This window comes from Cellulomonas chitinilytica (assembly GCF_016862675.1).
Lineage (GTDB): Bacteria > Actinomycetota > Actinomycetes > Actinomycetales > Cellulomonadaceae > Cellulomonas > Cellulomonas chitinilytica.
The window spans coordinates 85,630-102,238 of the sequence record NZ_BONK01000004.1; the positions used below are offsets into that span (position 1 = coordinate 85,630).

Here is a 16,609-nt window from a genome sequence, read left to right on the forward strand (position 1 = left end):
CGCCGAACGTGAGGACCCGGAGCCGTCCCTCACGGCCCTGCGGAGGTTCGGGGCTGCGCGACGACGACCTCGCGGTATGCGAGGCGGTTCTCGAGGTCGTTGCGGGACAGCACCGGCGCGTTGTGCAGGAAGAGCCGTCGCAGCTCCTCGCGGGCACCGCCCACGTCCAGACGCTGCTCGTCCTGGGCTGCGAAGAGCCCGCCGTAGACGTCCTCGTCCTCGTCCTCGGCCTCGGTCGCTGCTCCGGCGTACCGCTTGAAGACCCGTGCGAGCAGCTCGAGGAGCAGCGCCGGATCGATGATCGCGACGGGGTCCTGCATGAATCGCCCGCGATTGATGACCCCGTGCGTCGCTCCGTCCACGGCGACGACCATCGCGTTCGACGATCCGTCGAGCTCGGCGATGACCCGGTCGATCAGGGCGTTGTCGACGATCTCACCGCGCCTCGGGAAGAGGAAGACGGTCGTCTGGGCGCCGTGCGTCTCGTCTGCGGGGAACTGCAGCGTCACGCGGTCCCCGTCGTCGCTCAGCTCGGCGTCCAGACCGAACGGACGCATCATCGCGAGCAGCACCTGCGCGCCTTCGCCCAGCGCGACCTGCTCCAGCTCGTCCCTCACCCGCCGTCCAGGGATGCCCGGCACCGGCATCGCACCGATGTCGTCGATGACCCGGTACGCCGTTCCCTTCCGTCCCTCGTCGTACTTGACGAGCTCCGCCCGGATGTCCGCGACGGCGTCCTCCGGGAGCGGCATCCAGTCCTGGCTCTTCGGATCAGGGACCGCGTCGTACTTGTCGACGTAGATGTCGAACAGCTCGGCCAGCCCGTCCCACCGTTCTTCGGCCTCCTTGACGATGCGGCGCATGCCCAGGATCCGCTCGCGATCCATCCCCCGATGGTTGAGGTAGAGGAACGGCGCGAGCAGAGCCGGCATGCCCAGCTCGACCTCCGTCGAGAAGAAGCCGAGCGAGCGGAAGTGCATCGTGTCCGGGTTCATCCCGAGCAGGTCGGACGCGGCGCTGGTGATGTACGCGGCGCCCTCGGAGAGCAGCACCAGCGCGGACTCGTCCAGGCGCCAGCGGGGCTCGTCCTTCTGCAGGATGTTCTCCAGGTGCGCGAACGGGGCGCCCGTCCACCGCAGGTAGACGTGGAACGCGCGCCAGATGGCGGTCAGCTCCGCCGCCCGTTCCGGGTCGAGGGTGCCCTGCACCGGGAGCTCGATCGAGCGTCGGAGCAGATCGGCCTCCGAGCCGTGGCCGATGAGGTCGGCCACGGCGTCGGGGAAGTGCCGCATGAACGTGCTGCGGCTGGAAGGTCGTGCCGTGTGGGGGACGAACACCCGGATCTGGGCCAGTGCGTTCTCCCCGAAGTCGGGAGCGTCACCCGGCTTGAACGCGATCTGGTGGTTCGACGTCGACACGTGCCACGAGGTGCAGGCGAGGTAGATCAGCGTGAACGGCCCGGCGCCCTCCTGAGCAGCCCTGGCGATGCGCTTGACGATCTGGCCGTCCTTGGTGGTGAGCGCATTGACCGCGGTGCTCCGACCGATGTCGGTCAGCCGGTACTCGCTCCCCGAGAGGGCGATCGCCCCGACGTCCGTGAGGCGGCCCACCACAGCGTCACCGTCCGGCCTCCCCATCCCGTCGACACCCGCGAGGGAGCGCGCGAACAGGAAGTCCAGCTCCTCCTGGAGATGCTCGACGGGAAGGGTTCGCCCCGCACTCGACTCGAGGTACTGGGTGACGAGCTGATCGAACCAGGCAGGATCCACGGGACGGACGTAGTGGGCGCCACCCGACCAGTCGCGGACGTAGGCCGCGTAGAGACCGTCGATCGTGCTCACCGCATCGAGCACCTGGGCGTCCGTCGCGTTCGACCGGCCCGTGACCTCCATCCGGTCGTGGGCCTCGAGCCTCAGGTAGTCCGGTGGGCGGCGGGCGATGAGGAAGCCCTGGCCCAGACTCCTCGAGTGCCCGAGCCTCCCCGCACGACCCAGCCGCTGGATGAGTGCGTCCTTGCTGATCAGCCGCGCCTCTCCGTCGTACATGTGGAGGTCCGCGTTGATGACGATGTCGGCGGGCAGGTTGATCCCGAGCCGGAGGGTGTCGGTCGCGAACAGCACGCGGATGTAGCCGCCGCGGAACAGCGACTCGATCACGGAACGGCCCGTCGCGTTCAGTGAGGCGGTGTGGAACCCGACGCCGGTCTCCAGCGCGCTCGTCAGGTCGGCCCTGATCCGTCCCGGGGGGAGGAGCCGGATGGTGCGCACGGGGTGGGGCCCGCCCGAGTGGCCGTCGAACACGGGGAACCTGGCGGCCGGCTCCTCGCCGCGGCGACCGGACGCGGTCGACGGCACCCCGAGCCTGGTCACGAGCAGCTCGCGCGTGATGCGCGCGAGGTCCTCGGCGTGTCGCCGGGTGTCCGCGAAGACGAGGACGGACGGCGTGCCCTCGTCGAACTTCCCGTCCTCGAGGTTCTCACCGACGATCCCCAGCAGCAGGGCGATCGACGCTCGGTACTTGTGCGCGAGCGACTTCAGCTCACCGCTTCCCCGCACCTGCTCCCGGATCGTGTTCAAGCCCTCCAGCGGGGTGTCGAGATCCTTGCGGTCGCCGGGGATGTGCGTGCGGCTCTCGATCCTGCCGTCCTTGCCGAGCGCGGTGACGGTCAGGGGCACAGGTCGCGCCGTCACCTCCAGCAGGTCGACCCGCAGGAGGTTCGCGGCGAACCACTTCTGCAGCAGCTCCTTCGTCGTCGGTGAGAGCGATGCCGAGAGCCCGATGAACCGGGGCGGGGAGGGGCGGCCGAAGACCTCCATGAGCAGCTGCTCTTCCTTGAGCCCCCGCTGGCCGTCGACGATGTGCTGGAGCTCGTCCACGAGGATCAGCGGCGTGCGTTCGATCTTCATCCCGTTGCGCATCAGCGCGGCCAGCTTCTCCGGGATGATCACCGCGATGTCGAAGCGTGAGGCTCGGATCCGGTCGTCGTTCTGCGGGTAGTCCCGCGAACCTTCGAGGACCTCCCACTGCTCGGCCTCCGTACCGGCGAGCACGTCGCGCAGCTCGCGGGCGAACTGTGTGACCAGTGCCTTGGTCGGGACGATCACGATGACCTTGCCGTAGGTCTTCCGGTGCTGACGCTTCTTCTCGTAGACCTCGCGGGAGATGGCGATCTGACCGAACCGGCTCTTCCCGCTCGACGTCGGCGCCAGCACCATGAGCGAGGTGTTCGACTTGGAGCTGAAGAGGTAGGCGACCCCGCTGCGGTCGAGCTCGGTGGTGCCCGGCGGCTCGATCCCGGAGCTGAAGTAGTCCTGGTCCTCCACCTTGCGCTTGTGCTCCATGAGGAAGTCGCCGTTGATGAACTTCCTGGCGAGGAGCGGGGGAAGTCCGACCGCGGGGTCGGTCAGTGCGGAGAAGTAGTCCTCGTCCACGTCGACCTTCGTGAACACCGCGCCGGGGAGCAGGTCTCGACCGAGGCGCCGCGAGAGGAAGATCATCGCCGGGACCGGGTTGCGCGGGAGGCGCCTGTTCAGGGCGAGCCAGGTGAGCTTCGCCTCGTCGTCCGGGCGGCTGCCCACCGCGCCGGGGTCGAAGTCCAGGGCGATCCCGGCGGCGCGTGCGACCGGACCGATGAACCCGTTCCGCACCAGCGCCAGCAGCCTGGTCGACGCCTCGAGCTCCTCCGCGGTGAGGTCGAGGTCGGGGAGGGCGTCGGAACCCTCACGCTGCCAGTCGGTCCAGGCGTCGTCGACCGACCTGACGAGGCTGTCCAGCAGCCGCCCGCCCCTGGTCTCGGCGTCGTCGGGCGCGCTGATGTAGGGGTCGAGCCACGGGAAGAACGCGCGACTCTCGTCGCCCGCGAACAGGCGGAGCTCACGCACCACGCCGTCGGGCGCGTCCCGCACGAACCGCCACATCGGCAGGACGAGCTCCCCGAAGTACCCCCACACGCGTGTCCACCGCGGATCCGGTGAGAACCGTCCCCGCGACCCGAACACGTCAGCGCTGAGCGTGCCCTTGTCGAGCTCGAACCGCCCGCGCTCGAGCAGGGTGAGCGCGTCCTCGAGGCGCTGGCGGCGTTCGTCCGTGTACTCGTTGATCGCCATGCACGGCTCCTCTGGAGCAGTTCGGTCGCGGAGCCGCCCAGATCCTCGGCTGCGACACCGATGACCAGCCGAGACGCTGGATCCGCGGCGAACGTATCAGGATCGCGCCGCCCTCTCGTGGGTTCCTGCACCTCGGTTCCCGCGCTCGGTGTCGACCACGTCCGCAGGGCACCCGACTGCCCGCCGGGCTCGACGCCGAGCCCGTCGGCCACGCCGTTTCCCGAGCCCGTTTCCCGCCGCGGCGCGCCCCTCCCGAGCGCCGGGAAAGCCCCGGCTCGCAGACTCCTCACCACCAGGTCAGCACCGGCATCCGCGCCACCGACGCGACGTGCACGTGCACCACGACGAACCGAAGGAGAACGCCCGTGAGCTGGAAGACGAGCACGGTGATCGTGCTCACCGTCGTCGGACTCGGGGTCGGCGCGACCGCGTACCTCGAGCGCCCGTCGTCGCGCTCCGAGTTCGAGCAGCAGCGTCAGCAGCAGCAGGTGGGGGACCTCTCGGACTCCCACGAGCGCGAGCTGGGCCGGTACGAGGACGACGCCGAGACCCTCCGTCACGCCGAGCGGGCGCGTGGGTCCGTCCCCGGCGAGCACCGGCCGCCGCTCCCGAAGCTGAAGCTTCCGCTCCGGTAGGCCGCGATGTCCTCGATCTTCTCCCGCCACCCCGAGCCCGGTGACACCGTGCGTCTCACGTCGGACGTCCGGACCGGCCTCCTGTCGGCTCCTGCGCCGGCGGGCAGCCTCGGCGTCGTCACCGCGATCGAGGGCGGCCGCGTCCGCGTCGAGGTCGACGGCGGCATGTCGGGTGCGACCACGGTCAGCGCACGCCTCCGGGACTGCCGCGTCATCGAGCGGGGTACGGGCATCGAGCGGTTCCGCCGTCGCATGCGCCACCGCGCCGCGGTGCGCCTCGGTGCCCTGATCCTGCTCGCCCTGCCGCTCGTCCAGTTCGTCTGGGGGTGGTGGTCGGCGGTCGGGAGCCTCGACGGCCTGCTCGAGCACCTGCCGATCGCGCTCCTCGAGTCGGCTGCCGACCTCCTTCTCCTCGCGCTCGGAGACCCGGTCCGGGCCGCACTGACGGTCGCGCTCGGCTCCCTCACCTGGTGGCTCGCCTTCGGGCCGGGCCGCCGCGGATGACCACGCCCACCCTTCCCACCCGCACCACCCCGACAAGGAGATGACGACAGTGATCACGATCCTCACGCCGGAACCGCTCCCGCGGCGCCGCCCGGGCCGCCGTCGCGATGGCGCGGCCACCATCACCCTCCATCGCGCGCCGGTGTGCCCCGAGAGCGGCAAGCGTCGCTACCGCGACCACCACCAGGCCACCGACGCGCTCACCAGCACCCGTCGGCAGCGCACCGACGACCTCGCGCGCGTCGGAGCGACGCGGCGCCGCGAGAGCCGCCTGTACCGGTGCGGCTCGTGCCTGGGCTTTCATCTCACGTCGCCCGTCGAGCGGGTCCCCCCCGCCGTCGAGCCCCCGCCCGGGCCCGACGCGGTCGCCGTCGCCCGCGTCGCCGCGATCCGCGCGATCGCGCGGGCGAGCAGGTTCGCCCCCACCGAGGAGGTGGCGGCCTGATGTCGGTCATCGACACGATCCGTGGCCGCTCGCGCGGCCGGTCGCCGGCGCGCGTCCACGCCACCACGCACGCCGAGCACACGGTGGCCGGCGATCTCGACCGTGCCGCCGAGCGCACCGAGGGCTCGAGCACGGACGCGGTCCTGGCCGCGCTCGCCACCCGGGCCCTCGCCTCCAGCCGGGCCCGCACGGGACGACGCGCGCGCCGCGCGTCACGCGCCGCGACCAGGGCTGCCGGGCGCCGGCAGGTCCGCATCGACCATCAGCGCCGTCGCGCGCAGCACCTGCGCCATCCCCGCACCGCGGAACGGCTGGCACATGCGCTCGACCACGACGTGCGCAGCACCCGCATCGGCTACCTCACCTCGTGGCTCCCCGGCTTCGTCGTGCTGGCGGTCGCCGCCGGGATGATCGCGAACGACCCGCCGTTCGTCGCAGCGACCCTCCGTCGCACGTTCGACATCCCCGACGGGACCCCGCTGTGGGCGGTCCAGGACCCGAACGTGCTGGTGTCCCTCGCCGCGGCGGTCATCATCACGGTCCTGCTGCTGGGCGGGGCGCACCTGCTCGGCAAGGCGTACGCGTCGTTGCTGTTCCGCGGGCCGCTCCTGCGCCCCCCGGGCCGGTACCGCGAGGCCGCGGTCGCGCACGAGGTGCTGCCCGCGGGTCGGTCGGCGGTGATCGCCGCCCTGGGCAGCGCAGTGATGGCCTTCTTCGTGTGGTTCCTCCACACCATCGCCGAGGAGCGCTTCACCGGCGGCATCGCCGCGGCGTTCTCGGGGCAGGACGGGATGCGCGTCGAGACGGCCGTCACGATGTTCGTCACCTGCCTGCCCGTCGCGGTCGTGGTGCTGGAGGTCATCGCCAACCACCCGGTGTTCGTGCACACGCGCAAGGCGGCGCGGTGGTCGCTCGTGCTGCGCCTGACCGAGCGGCGCGACATCCGGCGCGACGAGCGCCTCGCCCGCCGCGCGGCCGCGAGCCGGCGGCGTGCCCGCATCGCCATGGCGGACCTCGGCGACATGATCGCCGACGTCACGCTCCGCGCCCAGGCCGAGCACATCGAAGGTGCGGTCCGGACCGGCAAGCTCGACATCTCCACCGTCGCCGAGGCGCTCGGCGTCTCGGTCCCCGACGGTCGGGACCTCGACGAGCGCGACGCGGTGCCCACGCCCCGGATCGACGTCACCGGCCGCGTGCGCACCGGCGAGCTGCTCACCCCGATCGTCAGCAACCGCGTCGTCGAGGCGATCGCCGCGTTCCGCGCGGTCGACGAGGCCGACGAGGTCGCACCCATCGCCCGGCTCTGGGCTGCCGAACGTGACGCCGCAGCACGGCGCGGTGCGACGAACGCCGACGCCGACACCTCCCCCTCGGACGCCGTCACGCGTCACTGGCTGCACGCCGAGGACGACACGTCCACGCCGACCGACACCGCCGCGCACGCGGCCTGAACCCGAGAGGTCTCCCCCGTGAAGACACGCACCGCCACGACCGCGCTCGCGGTCCTGCTCCTCGCCATCCTCACAGCCTGCGCCGGCCCGACGACGGCCGCCCCGGCCGGGCGCACGACCACGCTCGCCGCCGACGCGCTCAGCGCCTGCGCCGACGTGTTCAGCCGTACCGTTCCCGGCGCCTCCGACCGCATCGTCGTCGTCGCCGACCACACCGCCAGCGGCGCGCCCTCTGCCATGCCCGACGCGCTGCGCGACGCCATCGCCGCGGCGAGCCTCGTCGACGGCACGATCACGGTGGTCGCCGTCGACGGGGAGGGCGCAGCGCCCGCCATCGTCGCGAAGGACGCGGCGCTCAGCACGGAGGGGGCCCGCGACCGCCCGTCCGTCGCCGAGCTCGCCGGCCACATGCCGGCCTGCGTCGAGCAGGTGCTGCTGCCGCAGGCGACCCCCCACGCCCCTGGGACCGACCTGCACCGCGCGCTGTCGCTCGCCTCCGAGCTCGTCACGCCGGGCACCGCGGTGTACCTGCTCAGCGACATGGTCTCCACGACCGGGCCGTTCGCGCTCAACGAGCAGCTCCTCAGCCTCCCTGCGGACGATGCTGCCGCCCGCGTCGCCGCGGCCGCCCCCCTCGACCTTCGGGGCGCCGCGCTGAGTGTCGACGGCATCGGCAACACGTCGACCGCACTGCTCACGGCCGACCGCGACTGGCTGCGCGACCTCACCGCGGCGCTCTGCACCCGGTGGGACGCCACGGGGTGCGACGACATCCGCACGAACCCGGTCAACGCGACGTCCCGCGGCGGGCTGCCGGACGACCCGATGCCCGCCTTCCCCGCCGTCGAGGTGACGTCCTCCGCCGGGACGTGCACGTTCGAGGTCCCCGCGAGCCTCGCGTTCGCCGGCGACTCCGCCCAGCTCGCCGCCGACGCGCACGAGGTGTTCGCTCCCGCGATCGACCTCCTGCGCCACAACGAGGCGGCGACCGCGACGATCGTGGGGCACACGGCCAGCTCCGGTGCGCACACGGCCGCCGAGCTGGTCGACCTGTCGCAGCGACGGGCTGACGCGGTCGCTGACGTCTTCGTCACCGGCGGCGTCAGCGAGGACCGGCTCACCGTCACCGGGGTGGGAGACACCCAGCCGAGAGTCGAGGACATCGACCCCGCGACCGGTCAGCAGATCGAGCCGCTCGCGGCGACGGAGCGGCGCGTCGACGTCGTCGTCGAGGGGGCCCCGTGCCCCGCGTGACCGGTCTCCTGGAGCCGAACGAGGCGCGCATCGGCGACCTGCGCGAACCCGCACGCCTGCGCCGGACCCGGCGCGTGCCGCTGTGGGCGCCGCTGCTCGTCGTCGCGCTCCTCGCCGGGGGTGGACGGGCGGCGTGGGAGGTCATCCACAGGCCCGAGCGCATCACCGACGTCGCACTCAGCGGTGCCCGCTCGCCCGTCCCGCTCGACGTCGTCCTGCTGCTCGACGAGTCGGGCAGCTTCGCCGCCTACGAGTCCGTGCGCGCCGAGGCCATCACCCAGCTCACGGACTGGGCCCCCGCGAACCTCCGGGCCGACGACACCCTCACGGTCGTCGCGTTCACCGACGAGGCCGTGGTGCGCATGCCGACGACCACCGTCGGCGAGCTCGCCGCCCGAGGGGCACCGCTGTCGGCCGCCCGGGCACCCGGCGCCGGGACCAGCATCCTGCCTGCTCTCCGTACGGCGCTGGGCAACGTCGCCGACACGGGCCACCCTCGGACCGTGATCGCGATCACCGACACGATGGTCGGCGACGCCGACCCGGACGCCGCCGCGGAGGCCGCCGCGCGGCTCGACGCGATCACCATGACGACGATCACCCCCTCCGGCGTCGCCGTCACCCCGGGCTGGCGCGACGCGTTCCCCTGGGCGCATCACGTCGATGCCGACGCGGACTCGGCCGGCAGCACGTCGCTCGCGATCGCCGAGGCCCTCGCGCACGCGACCGGCCAGCGAGTCGTCCGTCGCTGACGGCACCCGGTCCACCAGGACGGTCCGTCCCGTGCGGACCCATCGCGCCTCCGCGGGGGACCGGATGCGCCGGGCGGCTCAGCTCTCGCCACCCCGCACGACCGCCAGGTGCACGTCGCGGGCGTAGGCCTGGGGCTGCTCCCAGGCAGCGAAGTGGCCCCCGGCGCCGTGCTCCACGTAGTCGACGACGTTCAGGAAGGCCTCGGCGTAGCTGCGGGGCTCCGGCTTGGTGTCGCGCGGGAAGACGGAGAGCACGGTCGGTGTGTCGATCCGGTCGGCGAGGACGACCGGTTCGACGTACGTGGCGAACGACGTGCCGATCGTCCCGGTGACCCAGTAGGCGGTGACCCAGGTGAGGAGGTCGTCCGCGGTGAACGCCGACTCGTCGGACCAGGCCTGGAGCTTCTCGACGATCCACGCCAGGAGGCCGGCGGGCGAGTCGCCGAGGGCGACGGCGAGGGTGTTCGGCCGCGTCGACTGCTCCGCGATGTACCCGCCCTCGGCCCGGAACCACTGGGCCGTGCGGCCGAGGTAGGCCGCCGCGTCGGGTGCGAGCGTCGCCGGGTCGGCCGTGAGCGCACGCCGCGGGGCGACGTTCGTCAGGTGCAGGGCGGCGACCCGGTCCGGGTGCTCGCCGGCGAGGATCTCCGCGACGGTGCCACCCACGTCGCCGCCCGACACCGTGTACCGCGGGTAGCCGAGCTCGTCGAGGGCGTTCGCGACGGTCCCCGCGATCCGGTTGGCCGACATGCCGGTCGTGGTGAGCGGGGCCGCGAACGGGAAGCCCGGCAGCGCGGGGACCACGACGTGCAGGTCGGTGAGCAGAGGCAGGACCCGCTCGAACCGCAGCACCGAGTCCGGCCAGCCGTGCAGGAGCACGACCACGGGGGCGTCGGGGTCGGCGGACCGCTGGTGGATCACTCGCAGGTCGGTGTCGCCGGCCGGCACCGTGACCCACGGGAGCGCGCCGACACGGCGTTCGTGCAGGTCCCAGTCGTACCCGTCGGCCCAGCGGTCGAGCAGCTCGTGCAGCCGGGTGCCGCCGAGGCCGAGCGTCCGGTCGTCGCTCCACGGAGTCGTGACGTGCCGCGTCCGCCGGAGTCGTGCCCGTGTCTCGTCGTCCATGTGTATCACCATACACATCATGTGTATCATGATACACATGAACGTGCGCAACGCGGCCGCCACCCAGCAGCGGATCCTCGAGCACGCCCGCCGCCTGTTCGCCCGTGACGGCTTCACGGCGATCACGGTCAAGGCCGTGGCCGACGCTGCCGGCGTGTCACCCAACCTCATCACGCGCTACTTCGGTGGCAAGGACGGCCTCTTCCTGGCGGCGACCCAGGTGGAGATCCCGGTCGTGGACTCCTTCAGCGGCGACCTGTCCGGGCTGGGCTCGCGCCTGGCGGCGAGCATCGTGGAACGGTGGTCCGGTGAGTCCGGGCAGGATCCGCTGCTCGTGCTGCAACGCGCCTCCGGCGAACGCCCCGAAGCCGCCGAAGCGCTCGCCGCCTTCCTCGACGCGCACTCGCTCGAGCCGCTGCACCGCTACCTGCGCGACAGCGGTCTGGACGACACGGACGCCCGCCACCGGGCCGCGGCGATCGACGCCTTCGTGCTCGGCGTCTCGACCCGCCGCCGGGTCCTGCGTCCCGAGCTCGGCGACGCCGCCGACCTCCAGGCCTGGCTGGGCGCCACCATCCAGCGCCTCGCCGACGGATGACGCACGCCGACGCGAGGCTCGGGACCCGCCGCCGGCCCGTGCGCGCGGGCGCCGCTACCAGTCGGTCGGGTGGACGTAGCGCGACGCAGGTGCGGCGAGCCACTGCGTGACCTGCATGACCAGCCCCATGTCGGCGAGCTGCGCGCTCTTGAGATTGGTCAGCCGGTTCGGGGAGCAGACGAGCTCGGCGCCCATCGCAGCCCAGGTCAGCGCGCGTTCCTCACGGCGCCCGTTGAGGTCCGCGTGCAGCTCGGCAAGATCCCAGCGGAGCCGCTTGTCCGGCCCGGCTTCGGGCAGGCGCGTGTCGCCGACGTCCACGACCTCACCGACGAGGAAGTCCTCCGGCGGTCGGCGCAACCAGCGCAGCAGGGGCAGCGCGTACTGGCACGACATCGTCCCGCGCACGGCGGTCCGCTGGAGGGCTCCCGGGCACAGCGCGTCGTCGCCCAGCTGAGCGTTGAGCACCGCCGACTGGTCCCACAGCTCGACGGCGAGGCCCCTCCACCGCAGTCCGCGGACGGACCGCTGCTCCTCCACCGCACGCATGAGCATCTCGCCGTCGAACGACACCGTCGACAGGGTGCTCGCGTCCATGCGTCGACGCTAGCCGCACGCTCGTGGCCTTGCCAGACGCGTGCTACCACACGCTGTCGTCAGGGTTGAGGTCCTCCAGCTCCCACCGTCCCGCATCGACCCAGAACAGGTGGGGCCTGGGCGCGTTCTCGTACTGGGCGTAGCCGACGAGGACTCGGCCGCTCCGGAACCCGGGGTCGACGTAGGGGGCAAGCCATGCCAACGCGTCGCTCGCGCTCCCGGGGTCCGTCTTCCACGCGAACCGGCAGTCCAGGTTCCACCGGTCCCCCCACCCGGACCACACCAGCCGACCGTGCGGAACCGTGCCACCACCCATGGACGTCGAGAGCCACGAAGCCCAGTCGTGCCGCCACGGCTCAGCCTCGAACGGGTCACCTCCGGGCCAGCCCGCCTGACGCCAGTCCGGCGAGAACAGCTCCCACTCCTCGACCGTCGGCGACGGAAGACGGGGGACCTCCTGCCGAGCGTCAGGCACGGCCAGTGCCGCCACGGCAGCGAGCACGCCAGGCGGCGTCTGCGCAGTGAAGTCGAACGACAGGACGACTTCCGAGAACGACCCCATGCGGCGCAGCCTAGACAGGCGAGATGCCCTGAACGCGCCGATCCGTGAGCGCCGGCGGTGCACCGTCCGAGTGAACCCGCCCCCGCTGGACCGTTCGCCTCCGCCGCGACGCGTAGCGTCCGATGCTCGCCGTGGGCAGGCATGGCGCCCGCGATGCAGGCCCCGGTGCGCTGGGCCCAACGTCAGGGGGATCTCGGTGACCAGCAGCACCACGACCGGCGCGCTCACCGAGGGCGGACCGAAGGTCCACCGCTGGCTGATCATCCCGGTGGTCCTCGCCGTCGCGGTCAACTCCGCGTTCTCCTGGGTCGCCATGGTGGTCGCGGCCTGCGGCTTCGCCAGCTGCCCTCGTGACGTCTGGCAGACGGCAGGGCCGTACATCAGCCTGGTCGCAGGTCTCGGCGCTGCCGCGGTGAGCGGAAGCCTGCTCGCGTTCGCTCCGTGGGCCGGGCGCCGGACCCGGTCGGTCGTGGGCGGCGTGGTCGCCCTGGCCTGGGTCGCCTACACGGCCTGGTTGGCGCTGTCGCTCATCTGATCGTTCGGAACCCGGTCGGCGAGGTCGATCTTGCGCAGGTGCTCGGGTCGGTCGGGCACGGCTCAGGCCTCGCCGGCCGGCTCGTCCGCGCGGCTTCCCAGTTCGGTGCTGCGCCGGTTCACCATCTCGACGCGTGCGCGCTCCCGCTCTCGTTCGCGCCGTCCCCACATCTCGCGGACCAGGGCGCGTGCCTCGTCGCCTGTCGGACGCTCCGCGGGAGGACGCGTGGAGTCGGTGCGATTCGCTCGCGCATCCGCGAGAAGACGCCTGGCCGTCGACGAACAGGCCCAGAAGGTGCCCTGGGCGTCGTAGGAGAAGAGCGCGATCCCCACCTGTTCTGCGTACGCGGTGGCCGGCGTGCCCGCGTCGGCGCCCTGGTTCGTGACGTGAGCGTCCCAGTAGCCCAGATGCGTGCGCATGAAGATCTCGGCCGCACGTTCGGCGTCCTGCCACGACCCGATCGCGCACGAGCCACCCATTCGGCCCGCCGGCGACGGGTGAAATACCTCGGTGATTTGCACATTCGCGGCCCGCCTTGCACCAATTACACGCCCCGTCGCCGACGAAATAGCGTCGATGGTTTTGGTGGGACACGCGAATGTCCCGACGCTTCCTGCATGAGACACGCACGGGCGAAGACGAGCACACCCATGTCCACCAAGCGCAAGTACGCGCTCCTGACCCTGCCGATGACCGCAGCACTGACCATCTCCTGCATCACCCCTGCGCTCGCGGACAGCCCTGGTGCGCTTCCGACGTTCACCCTTGGTGGGTTGCCGGCCGGCGGGTTCGTCACGCACAACGACTTCACGCTGACGATCGCCCCGGGTGCGGACGACCCGGTTCAGCGTGCGGAGGTCTTCGTCGACGGCGCGCAGGTCGGTCACTGGGGCGTCCCCTCCGTCGCGTTCCCGCTGGACGACCTGCCCGAGGGCACGCACACGGTCGAGGTCAAGGCGTACGACGCCGACGACGAGGAGTTCGTCGAGACCCGCACGTTCACGGTGGACACCCTCGTCCCGGACTTCTCGTTCACGTCCCACGGTCTGGCGGACGGTCAGACGACCGACGCGACCCACCTGTCGTTCACGGTCTACAGCGAGCAGGGCGCCCTCACGTACCAGCTCGACGGCGGTCTCTGGCTCGCGGCCACCGACAGCCAGCTCCTGGAGTTCACCGACCTCGCCGTCGGCGGCCACCACCTGCTCCTGAGGTCCACCGACCCGGCCGGCAACGTGATCGGCGGGTCGTTCGACTGGACCGTCACCGCCCCGGGTGGCGTCGACGAGGACACGACCGCCCCGGAGATCACCGGGTGGGTCACCAAGCGCACCGAGGGGGAGACGACCGAGTACCGGGCTGCCGGGTTCGCGTGGCACTCCGATGACGACGACGCGACCTGGTACGCGTCCCTGGACGGCGCCACGCCCACCCGGACGGACGGGCGCAACGCGTTCTACGACGACCTCGCCGAGGGTGTGCACACCTGGTCGGTGTACGGCGTGGACGCGGCCGGCAACGAGTCCGTGCCGTTCACGGTGACGTGGACCATCGCGTTCGCGGACGTCCCCGAGGACAACCCTGCCCCCGTCGTCACGTGGGTGCGCACGCCCGCTGCGTCGAGCACGGCCACGACGGCGACGTTCTCGGTCTCCGCGACCGAGGGCTCCAGCGTCGAGTACGTCCTGGACCTCCCCGAGGACGCCCAGATGGCCGACCCGATCCCAGTGGAGGGTTCGCAGTTCACGCTGACCGGCCTGTCCGTCGGGCAGCACACGATCCAGGTCAGCGCCGTCAAGGACGGCCGGTACTCCGAGGTGCTGACCTACGCGTGGACGGTCACCGCCGCGTCCGTCACGCCGCCGGCCGTCTCGGCCCCGTCGGCAGAGCGTGCCGACCTGCGTGCGCGTGCGACGGATGTGCCCGCCGACGTCATCGCCGCCGGGGTCCAGCGGGGTGCACGCGGTGAGGTCGTCTCGCTGATCCAGCGCGTTGTCGGCGCAGACACCGACGGCCGTTTCGGTCCGCAGACCCGGGCGGCGATCAAGGCGTTCCAGACGGCGCACGGCCTCAAGGACGACGGGATCGTCGGCCCGAAGACGTGGGCCGCCATCCTCGCGGTCCTGGCCGGTGACGGCGAGCTCGCACCGGCGCGGCCGGCTGCGGGCGCCATCGCGAGCTCGGTCGTCAGTGCCGGCATCAACCGCGGTGACCGAGGTGGCGCCGTCGCGATCATCCAGCGGGCTCTCGGCGTGCGCGTCACCGCCACCTTCGACCTGCGCACTCGTGCGGCGGTCCAGGCGTTCCAGCGCGCGCACGGCCTCCAGGCCGACGGGATCGTCGGCCCCCTGACGTGGGCGGCGATCGTCGCCGGCTGACACCAGGCCGCTGACCCGACGAAGCCCCCGACCTTCCGTGTGAAGGTCGGGGGCTTCGTCGCTCGCCGCTCACCACGGGGGCCCGCTAGCGAGCGACCCGGCCCCGGGCATCGGTGCCGGTCGGGGTGAAGACGTTGACGAGGTTGCCGTCCGGGTCGCGGAACAGGAGCGACCGGTTGCCCCACGGCATGGTCGTCGGCGTGTTGACGAAGACGTCCACGACGTCCTGCAGCGCGAGGTAGACCGCATCGACGTCGTCCACGAGGAAGTCGAGGATGACGGAACGGTTGGCACCCGACCGTGCCGCGTCCTCCCCGAGCAGCGGCACGGTGGCGGAGCTCGCGAGCGCCAGCGTCCCCGACTCCGTGCGCAGCTCGGCGAACAGTGGGTGCAGCCGGACGGCGGCCACGCCGGTCACCTTCTCGTAGAAGGCGACGAGGGCGTCGACGTCGTCGGTGATGATGCGGGTGGCGGCGAGCTGCACGGCGTCTCCTCGGTCAGGGTCGCCTCCGCGGATGCGGCGGGTGACGTCGACGCTAGGAGGAATACCGGGCGGTTCCTGCCCGGTATGGCGGGAGAATGGCGACGTGACGTCGACGACCTCGCGCGTGCTGCAGCTCCTGGAGCTCCTGCAGTCGGCGGACATCCGCACGGTCACCGAGCTCGCCGAGCGGCTCGCCGTGAACGAGCGCACCGTGCGCCGCCACGTGCAGCACCTCCTGGACCTGGAGATCCCGGTCGAGTCGGTGCGAGGGCGCTACGGCGGATACCGGATCCGGGCCGGCTACCGCATGCCACCGGTCATCCTCAGCGACGACGAGGCCGTCGCCCTCCTGCTCGGCCTCGTTCACGCACAGGCCGGTGCGGACGCGCCGGACGTCGCGATCCAGACCGCCATGTCGAAGATCCGACGATCGTTGCCGGCCCAGACCGCGCGGCGCCTCGAGTCGCTCCTGGAGACGGCCGTGCTCGACGCCCCGACGCACCGCGACGTCCCCGACGCGGGCTCGCTGCTGACGATCGCCGATGCGATCAAGCAACGACGACCGCTCGACCTGCGATATCTGGACGCGGCCGGCACACCCTCGCGCCGAACGGTGCTCCCCTACGACCTGATCGCGCACTCGGGTCGCTGGTACCTGATCGCCTTCGACACCGCGCGGCGATCGGAGCGCACCTTCCGGGTCGACCGCATCCGCACCGCTCGGGCGGTCTCCGGCGCCTTCGAGCCGCCGGCGAGACGCGAGGCGATCTCCCGTCTGGTCGACGGCTTCGCCGACGCCGACTACCCGTGGCGGGTCGTGCTCCGCATCCGAGCGTCCGACGAGCACATCCGCCGGCACCTTCCGGCGAGCGTGGCCGTCCTGCGACCCGTCCCGGAGCTCGACGGCGATGGCCCGCCTACCTGGCACCGTGCCGACATCCGCGCGCACACGCTCGACTGGATCCCTGCCGTCATCGCCGCGCTCGACTGCGACGTCGTCATCGAGGGTCCCGAAGAGCTTCGGCAGGCCGCTCGAGCCGCAGCGACAAGGCTGCTCGACGCTGCCGACGCCTCCGGGGGCACCACGGCCCGACCGGACGTCTCGAAAGCCGGGCCGGCGACCAGAGGGAGGAAGACGCCTCGCACGGGTTCGACCGTCGCACCGTGACCCGTCAGGCTGCGC

Annotated in this window: 16 protein-coding genes; 10 read left to right on the top strand and 6 right to left on the bottom strand. The window is 72.1% G+C overall.

Annotated elements, in window-relative coordinates:
• Positions 1 to 29: 29 nt before the first annotated feature.
• A complete protein-coding gene (locus tag Cch01nite_RS06925) occupies positions 30 to 4,106 on the bottom strand; it encodes a DEAD/DEAH box helicase (protein WP_203750359.1) in 4,077 nt (1,358 codons plus the stop codon).
• Between the two features lie 365 nt (positions 4,107 to 4,471).
• Here Cch01nite_RS06925 and Cch01nite_RS06930 point away from each other — a divergent pair, with 365 nt between their 5' ends.
• Genes Cch01nite_RS06930 through Cch01nite_RS06955 form a run of 6 tightly spaced genes read left to right on the top strand, consistent with a single transcriptional unit; the run spans position 4,472 to position 9,150 of the window.
• On the top strand, positions 4,472 to 4,741 hold the full coding sequence (locus Cch01nite_RS06930) for a hypothetical protein (protein WP_203750361.1): 270 nt from the start codon (positions 4,472 to 4,474) through the stop codon (positions 4,739 to 4,741).
• A 6-nt stretch (positions 4,742 to 4,747) separates the two neighbouring features.
• Positions 4,748 to 5,245 (top strand): hypothetical protein, encoded by a 498-nt coding sequence (locus Cch01nite_RS06935; protein ID WP_203750363.1) that lies wholly within the window; start codon positions 4,748 to 4,750, stop codon positions 5,243 to 5,245.
• Between the two features lie 40 nt (positions 5,246 to 5,285).
• A complete protein-coding gene (locus Cch01nite_RS06940; protein ID WP_203750365.1) occupies positions 5,286 to 5,690 on the top strand; it encodes a hypothetical protein in 405 nt (134 codons plus the stop codon).
• Positions 5,690 to 7,144, top strand: coding sequence for a hypothetical protein (locus Cch01nite_RS06945; RefSeq protein WP_203750367.1), 1,455 nt, complete (start codon positions 5,690 to 5,692; stop codon positions 7,142 to 7,144). Before Cch01nite_RS06940 ends, Cch01nite_RS06945 begins: the two co-directional genes overlap by 1 nt.
• A gap of 18 nt (positions 7,145 to 7,162) precedes the next feature.
• Complete coding sequence (locus Cch01nite_RS06950) at positions 7,163 to 8,398, top strand: OmpA family protein (protein ID WP_203750369.1); 1,236 nt, start codon at positions 7,163 to 7,165, stop codon at positions 8,396 to 8,398.
• Entirely contained in the window at positions 8,395 to 9,150 is a 756-nt protein-coding gene (locus Cch01nite_RS06955; RefSeq protein WP_203750371.1) for a VWA domain-containing protein, read from the top strand. Before Cch01nite_RS06950 ends, Cch01nite_RS06955 begins: the two co-directional genes overlap by 4 nt.
• 78 nt (positions 9,151 to 9,228) lie before the next feature.
• Here Cch01nite_RS06955 and Cch01nite_RS06960 read toward each other — a convergent pair whose 3' ends face one another.
• On the bottom strand, positions 9,229 to 10,275 hold the full coding sequence (locus tag Cch01nite_RS06960) for an epoxide hydrolase family protein (RefSeq protein ID WP_203750374.1): 1,047 nt from the start codon (positions 10,273 to 10,275) through the stop codon (positions 9,229 to 9,231).
• 37 nt (positions 10,276 to 10,312) lie between these two features.
• Between Cch01nite_RS06960 and Cch01nite_RS06965 the strand changes: the two genes are divergently transcribed.
• Positions 10,313 to 10,873 carry a TetR/AcrR family transcriptional regulator gene (locus tag Cch01nite_RS06965; RefSeq protein ID WP_203750376.1) on the top strand — a complete coding sequence of 187 codons (561 nt, stop codon included), beginning with the start codon at positions 10,313 to 10,315 and terminating at the stop codon, positions 10,871 to 10,873.
• A 54-nt stretch (positions 10,874 to 10,927) separates the two neighbouring features.
• Here the strand turns inward: Cch01nite_RS06965 and Cch01nite_RS06970 are convergent, their stop codons facing one another.
• Complete coding sequence (locus tag Cch01nite_RS06970; RefSeq protein WP_203750380.1) at positions 10,928 to 11,467, bottom strand: hypothetical protein; 540 nt, start codon at positions 11,465 to 11,467, stop codon at positions 10,928 to 10,930.
• Between the two features lie 43 nt (positions 11,468 to 11,510).
• On the bottom strand, positions 11,511 to 12,029 hold the full coding sequence (locus tag Cch01nite_RS06975; RefSeq protein WP_203750383.1) for a hypothetical protein: 519 nt from the start codon (positions 12,027 to 12,029) through the stop codon (positions 11,511 to 11,513).
• 196 nt (positions 12,030 to 12,225) lie between these two features.
• On the opposite strand from Cch01nite_RS06975, the gene Cch01nite_RS06980 reads away from it, so the two are divergent.
• Positions 12,226 to 12,564: a hypothetical protein gene (locus tag Cch01nite_RS06980; protein ID WP_203750386.1), complete on the top strand. Its 339-nt coding sequence runs from the start codon at positions 12,226 to 12,228 to the stop codon at positions 12,562 to 12,564.
• A gap of 62 nt (positions 12,565 to 12,626) precedes the next feature.
• Here Cch01nite_RS06980 and Cch01nite_RS06985 read toward each other — a convergent pair whose 3' ends face one another.
• Positions 12,627 to 13,085, bottom strand: coding sequence for a hypothetical protein (locus Cch01nite_RS06985; RefSeq protein ID WP_203750389.1), 459 nt, complete (start codon positions 13,083 to 13,085; stop codon positions 12,627 to 12,629).
• A 96-nt stretch (positions 13,086 to 13,181) separates the two neighbouring features.
• On the opposite strand from Cch01nite_RS06985, the gene Cch01nite_RS06990 reads away from it, so the two are divergent.
• Entirely contained in the window at positions 13,182 to 14,942 is a 1,761-nt protein-coding gene (locus tag Cch01nite_RS06990) for a peptidoglycan-binding domain-containing protein (RefSeq protein ID WP_203750402.1), read from the top strand.
• A gap of 85 nt (positions 14,943 to 15,027) precedes the next feature.
• On the opposite strand, the gene Cch01nite_RS06995 is transcribed toward Cch01nite_RS06990, so the two are convergent.
• Positions 15,028 to 15,426, bottom strand: a complete 399-nt coding sequence (locus Cch01nite_RS06995) for a VOC family protein (RefSeq protein ID WP_203750405.1) — start codon at positions 15,424 to 15,426, stop codon at positions 15,028 to 15,030.
• Between the two features lie 103 nt (positions 15,427 to 15,529).
• Here Cch01nite_RS06995 and Cch01nite_RS07000 point away from each other — a divergent pair, with 103 nt between their 5' ends.
• Positions 15,530 to 16,594 (top strand): helix-turn-helix transcriptional regulator, encoded by a 1,065-nt coding sequence (locus tag Cch01nite_RS07000; RefSeq protein ID WP_239070013.1) that lies wholly within the window; start codon positions 15,530 to 15,532, stop codon positions 16,592 to 16,594.
• The last annotated feature ends 15 nt before the right edge of the window (positions 16,595 to 16,609 follow it).

Bases quoted from the DNA above. Each gene is read 5' to 3' on its own strand.
- Cch01nite_RS06925 (WP_203750359.1), bottom strand. From the start codon at position 4,106: ATGGCGATCAACGAGTACACGGACGAACGCCGCCAGCGCCTCGAGGAC.
- Cch01nite_RS06935 (WP_203750363.1), top strand. From the start codon at position 4,748: ATGTCCTCGATCTTCTCCCGCCACCCCGAGCCCGGTGACACCGTGCGT.
- Cch01nite_RS06940 (WP_203750365.1), top strand. From the start codon at position 5,286: ATGACGACAGTGATCACGATCCTCACGCCGGAACCGCTCCCGCGGCGC.
- Cch01nite_RS06945 (WP_203750367.1), top strand. From the start codon at position 5,690: ATGTCGGTCATCGACACGATCCGTGGCCGCTCGCGCGGCCGGTCGCCG.
- Cch01nite_RS06960 (WP_203750374.1), bottom strand. From the start codon at position 10,275: ATGGACGACGAGACACGGGCACGACTCCGGCGGACGCGGCACGTCACG.
- Cch01nite_RS06965 (WP_203750376.1), top strand. From the start codon at position 10,313: ATGAACGTGCGCAACGCGGCCGCCACCCAGCAGCGGATCCTCGAGCAC.
- Cch01nite_RS06970 (WP_203750380.1), bottom strand. From the start codon at position 11,467: ATGGACGCGAGCACCCTGTCGACGGTGTCGTTCGACGGCGAGATGCTC.
- Cch01nite_RS06975 (WP_203750383.1), bottom strand. From the start codon at position 12,029: ATGGGGTCGTTCTCGGAAGTCGTCCTGTCGTTCGACTTCACTGCGCAG.
- Cch01nite_RS06990 (WP_203750402.1), top strand. From the start codon at position 13,182: ATGAGACACGCACGGGCGAAGACGAGCACACCCATGTCCACCAAGCGC.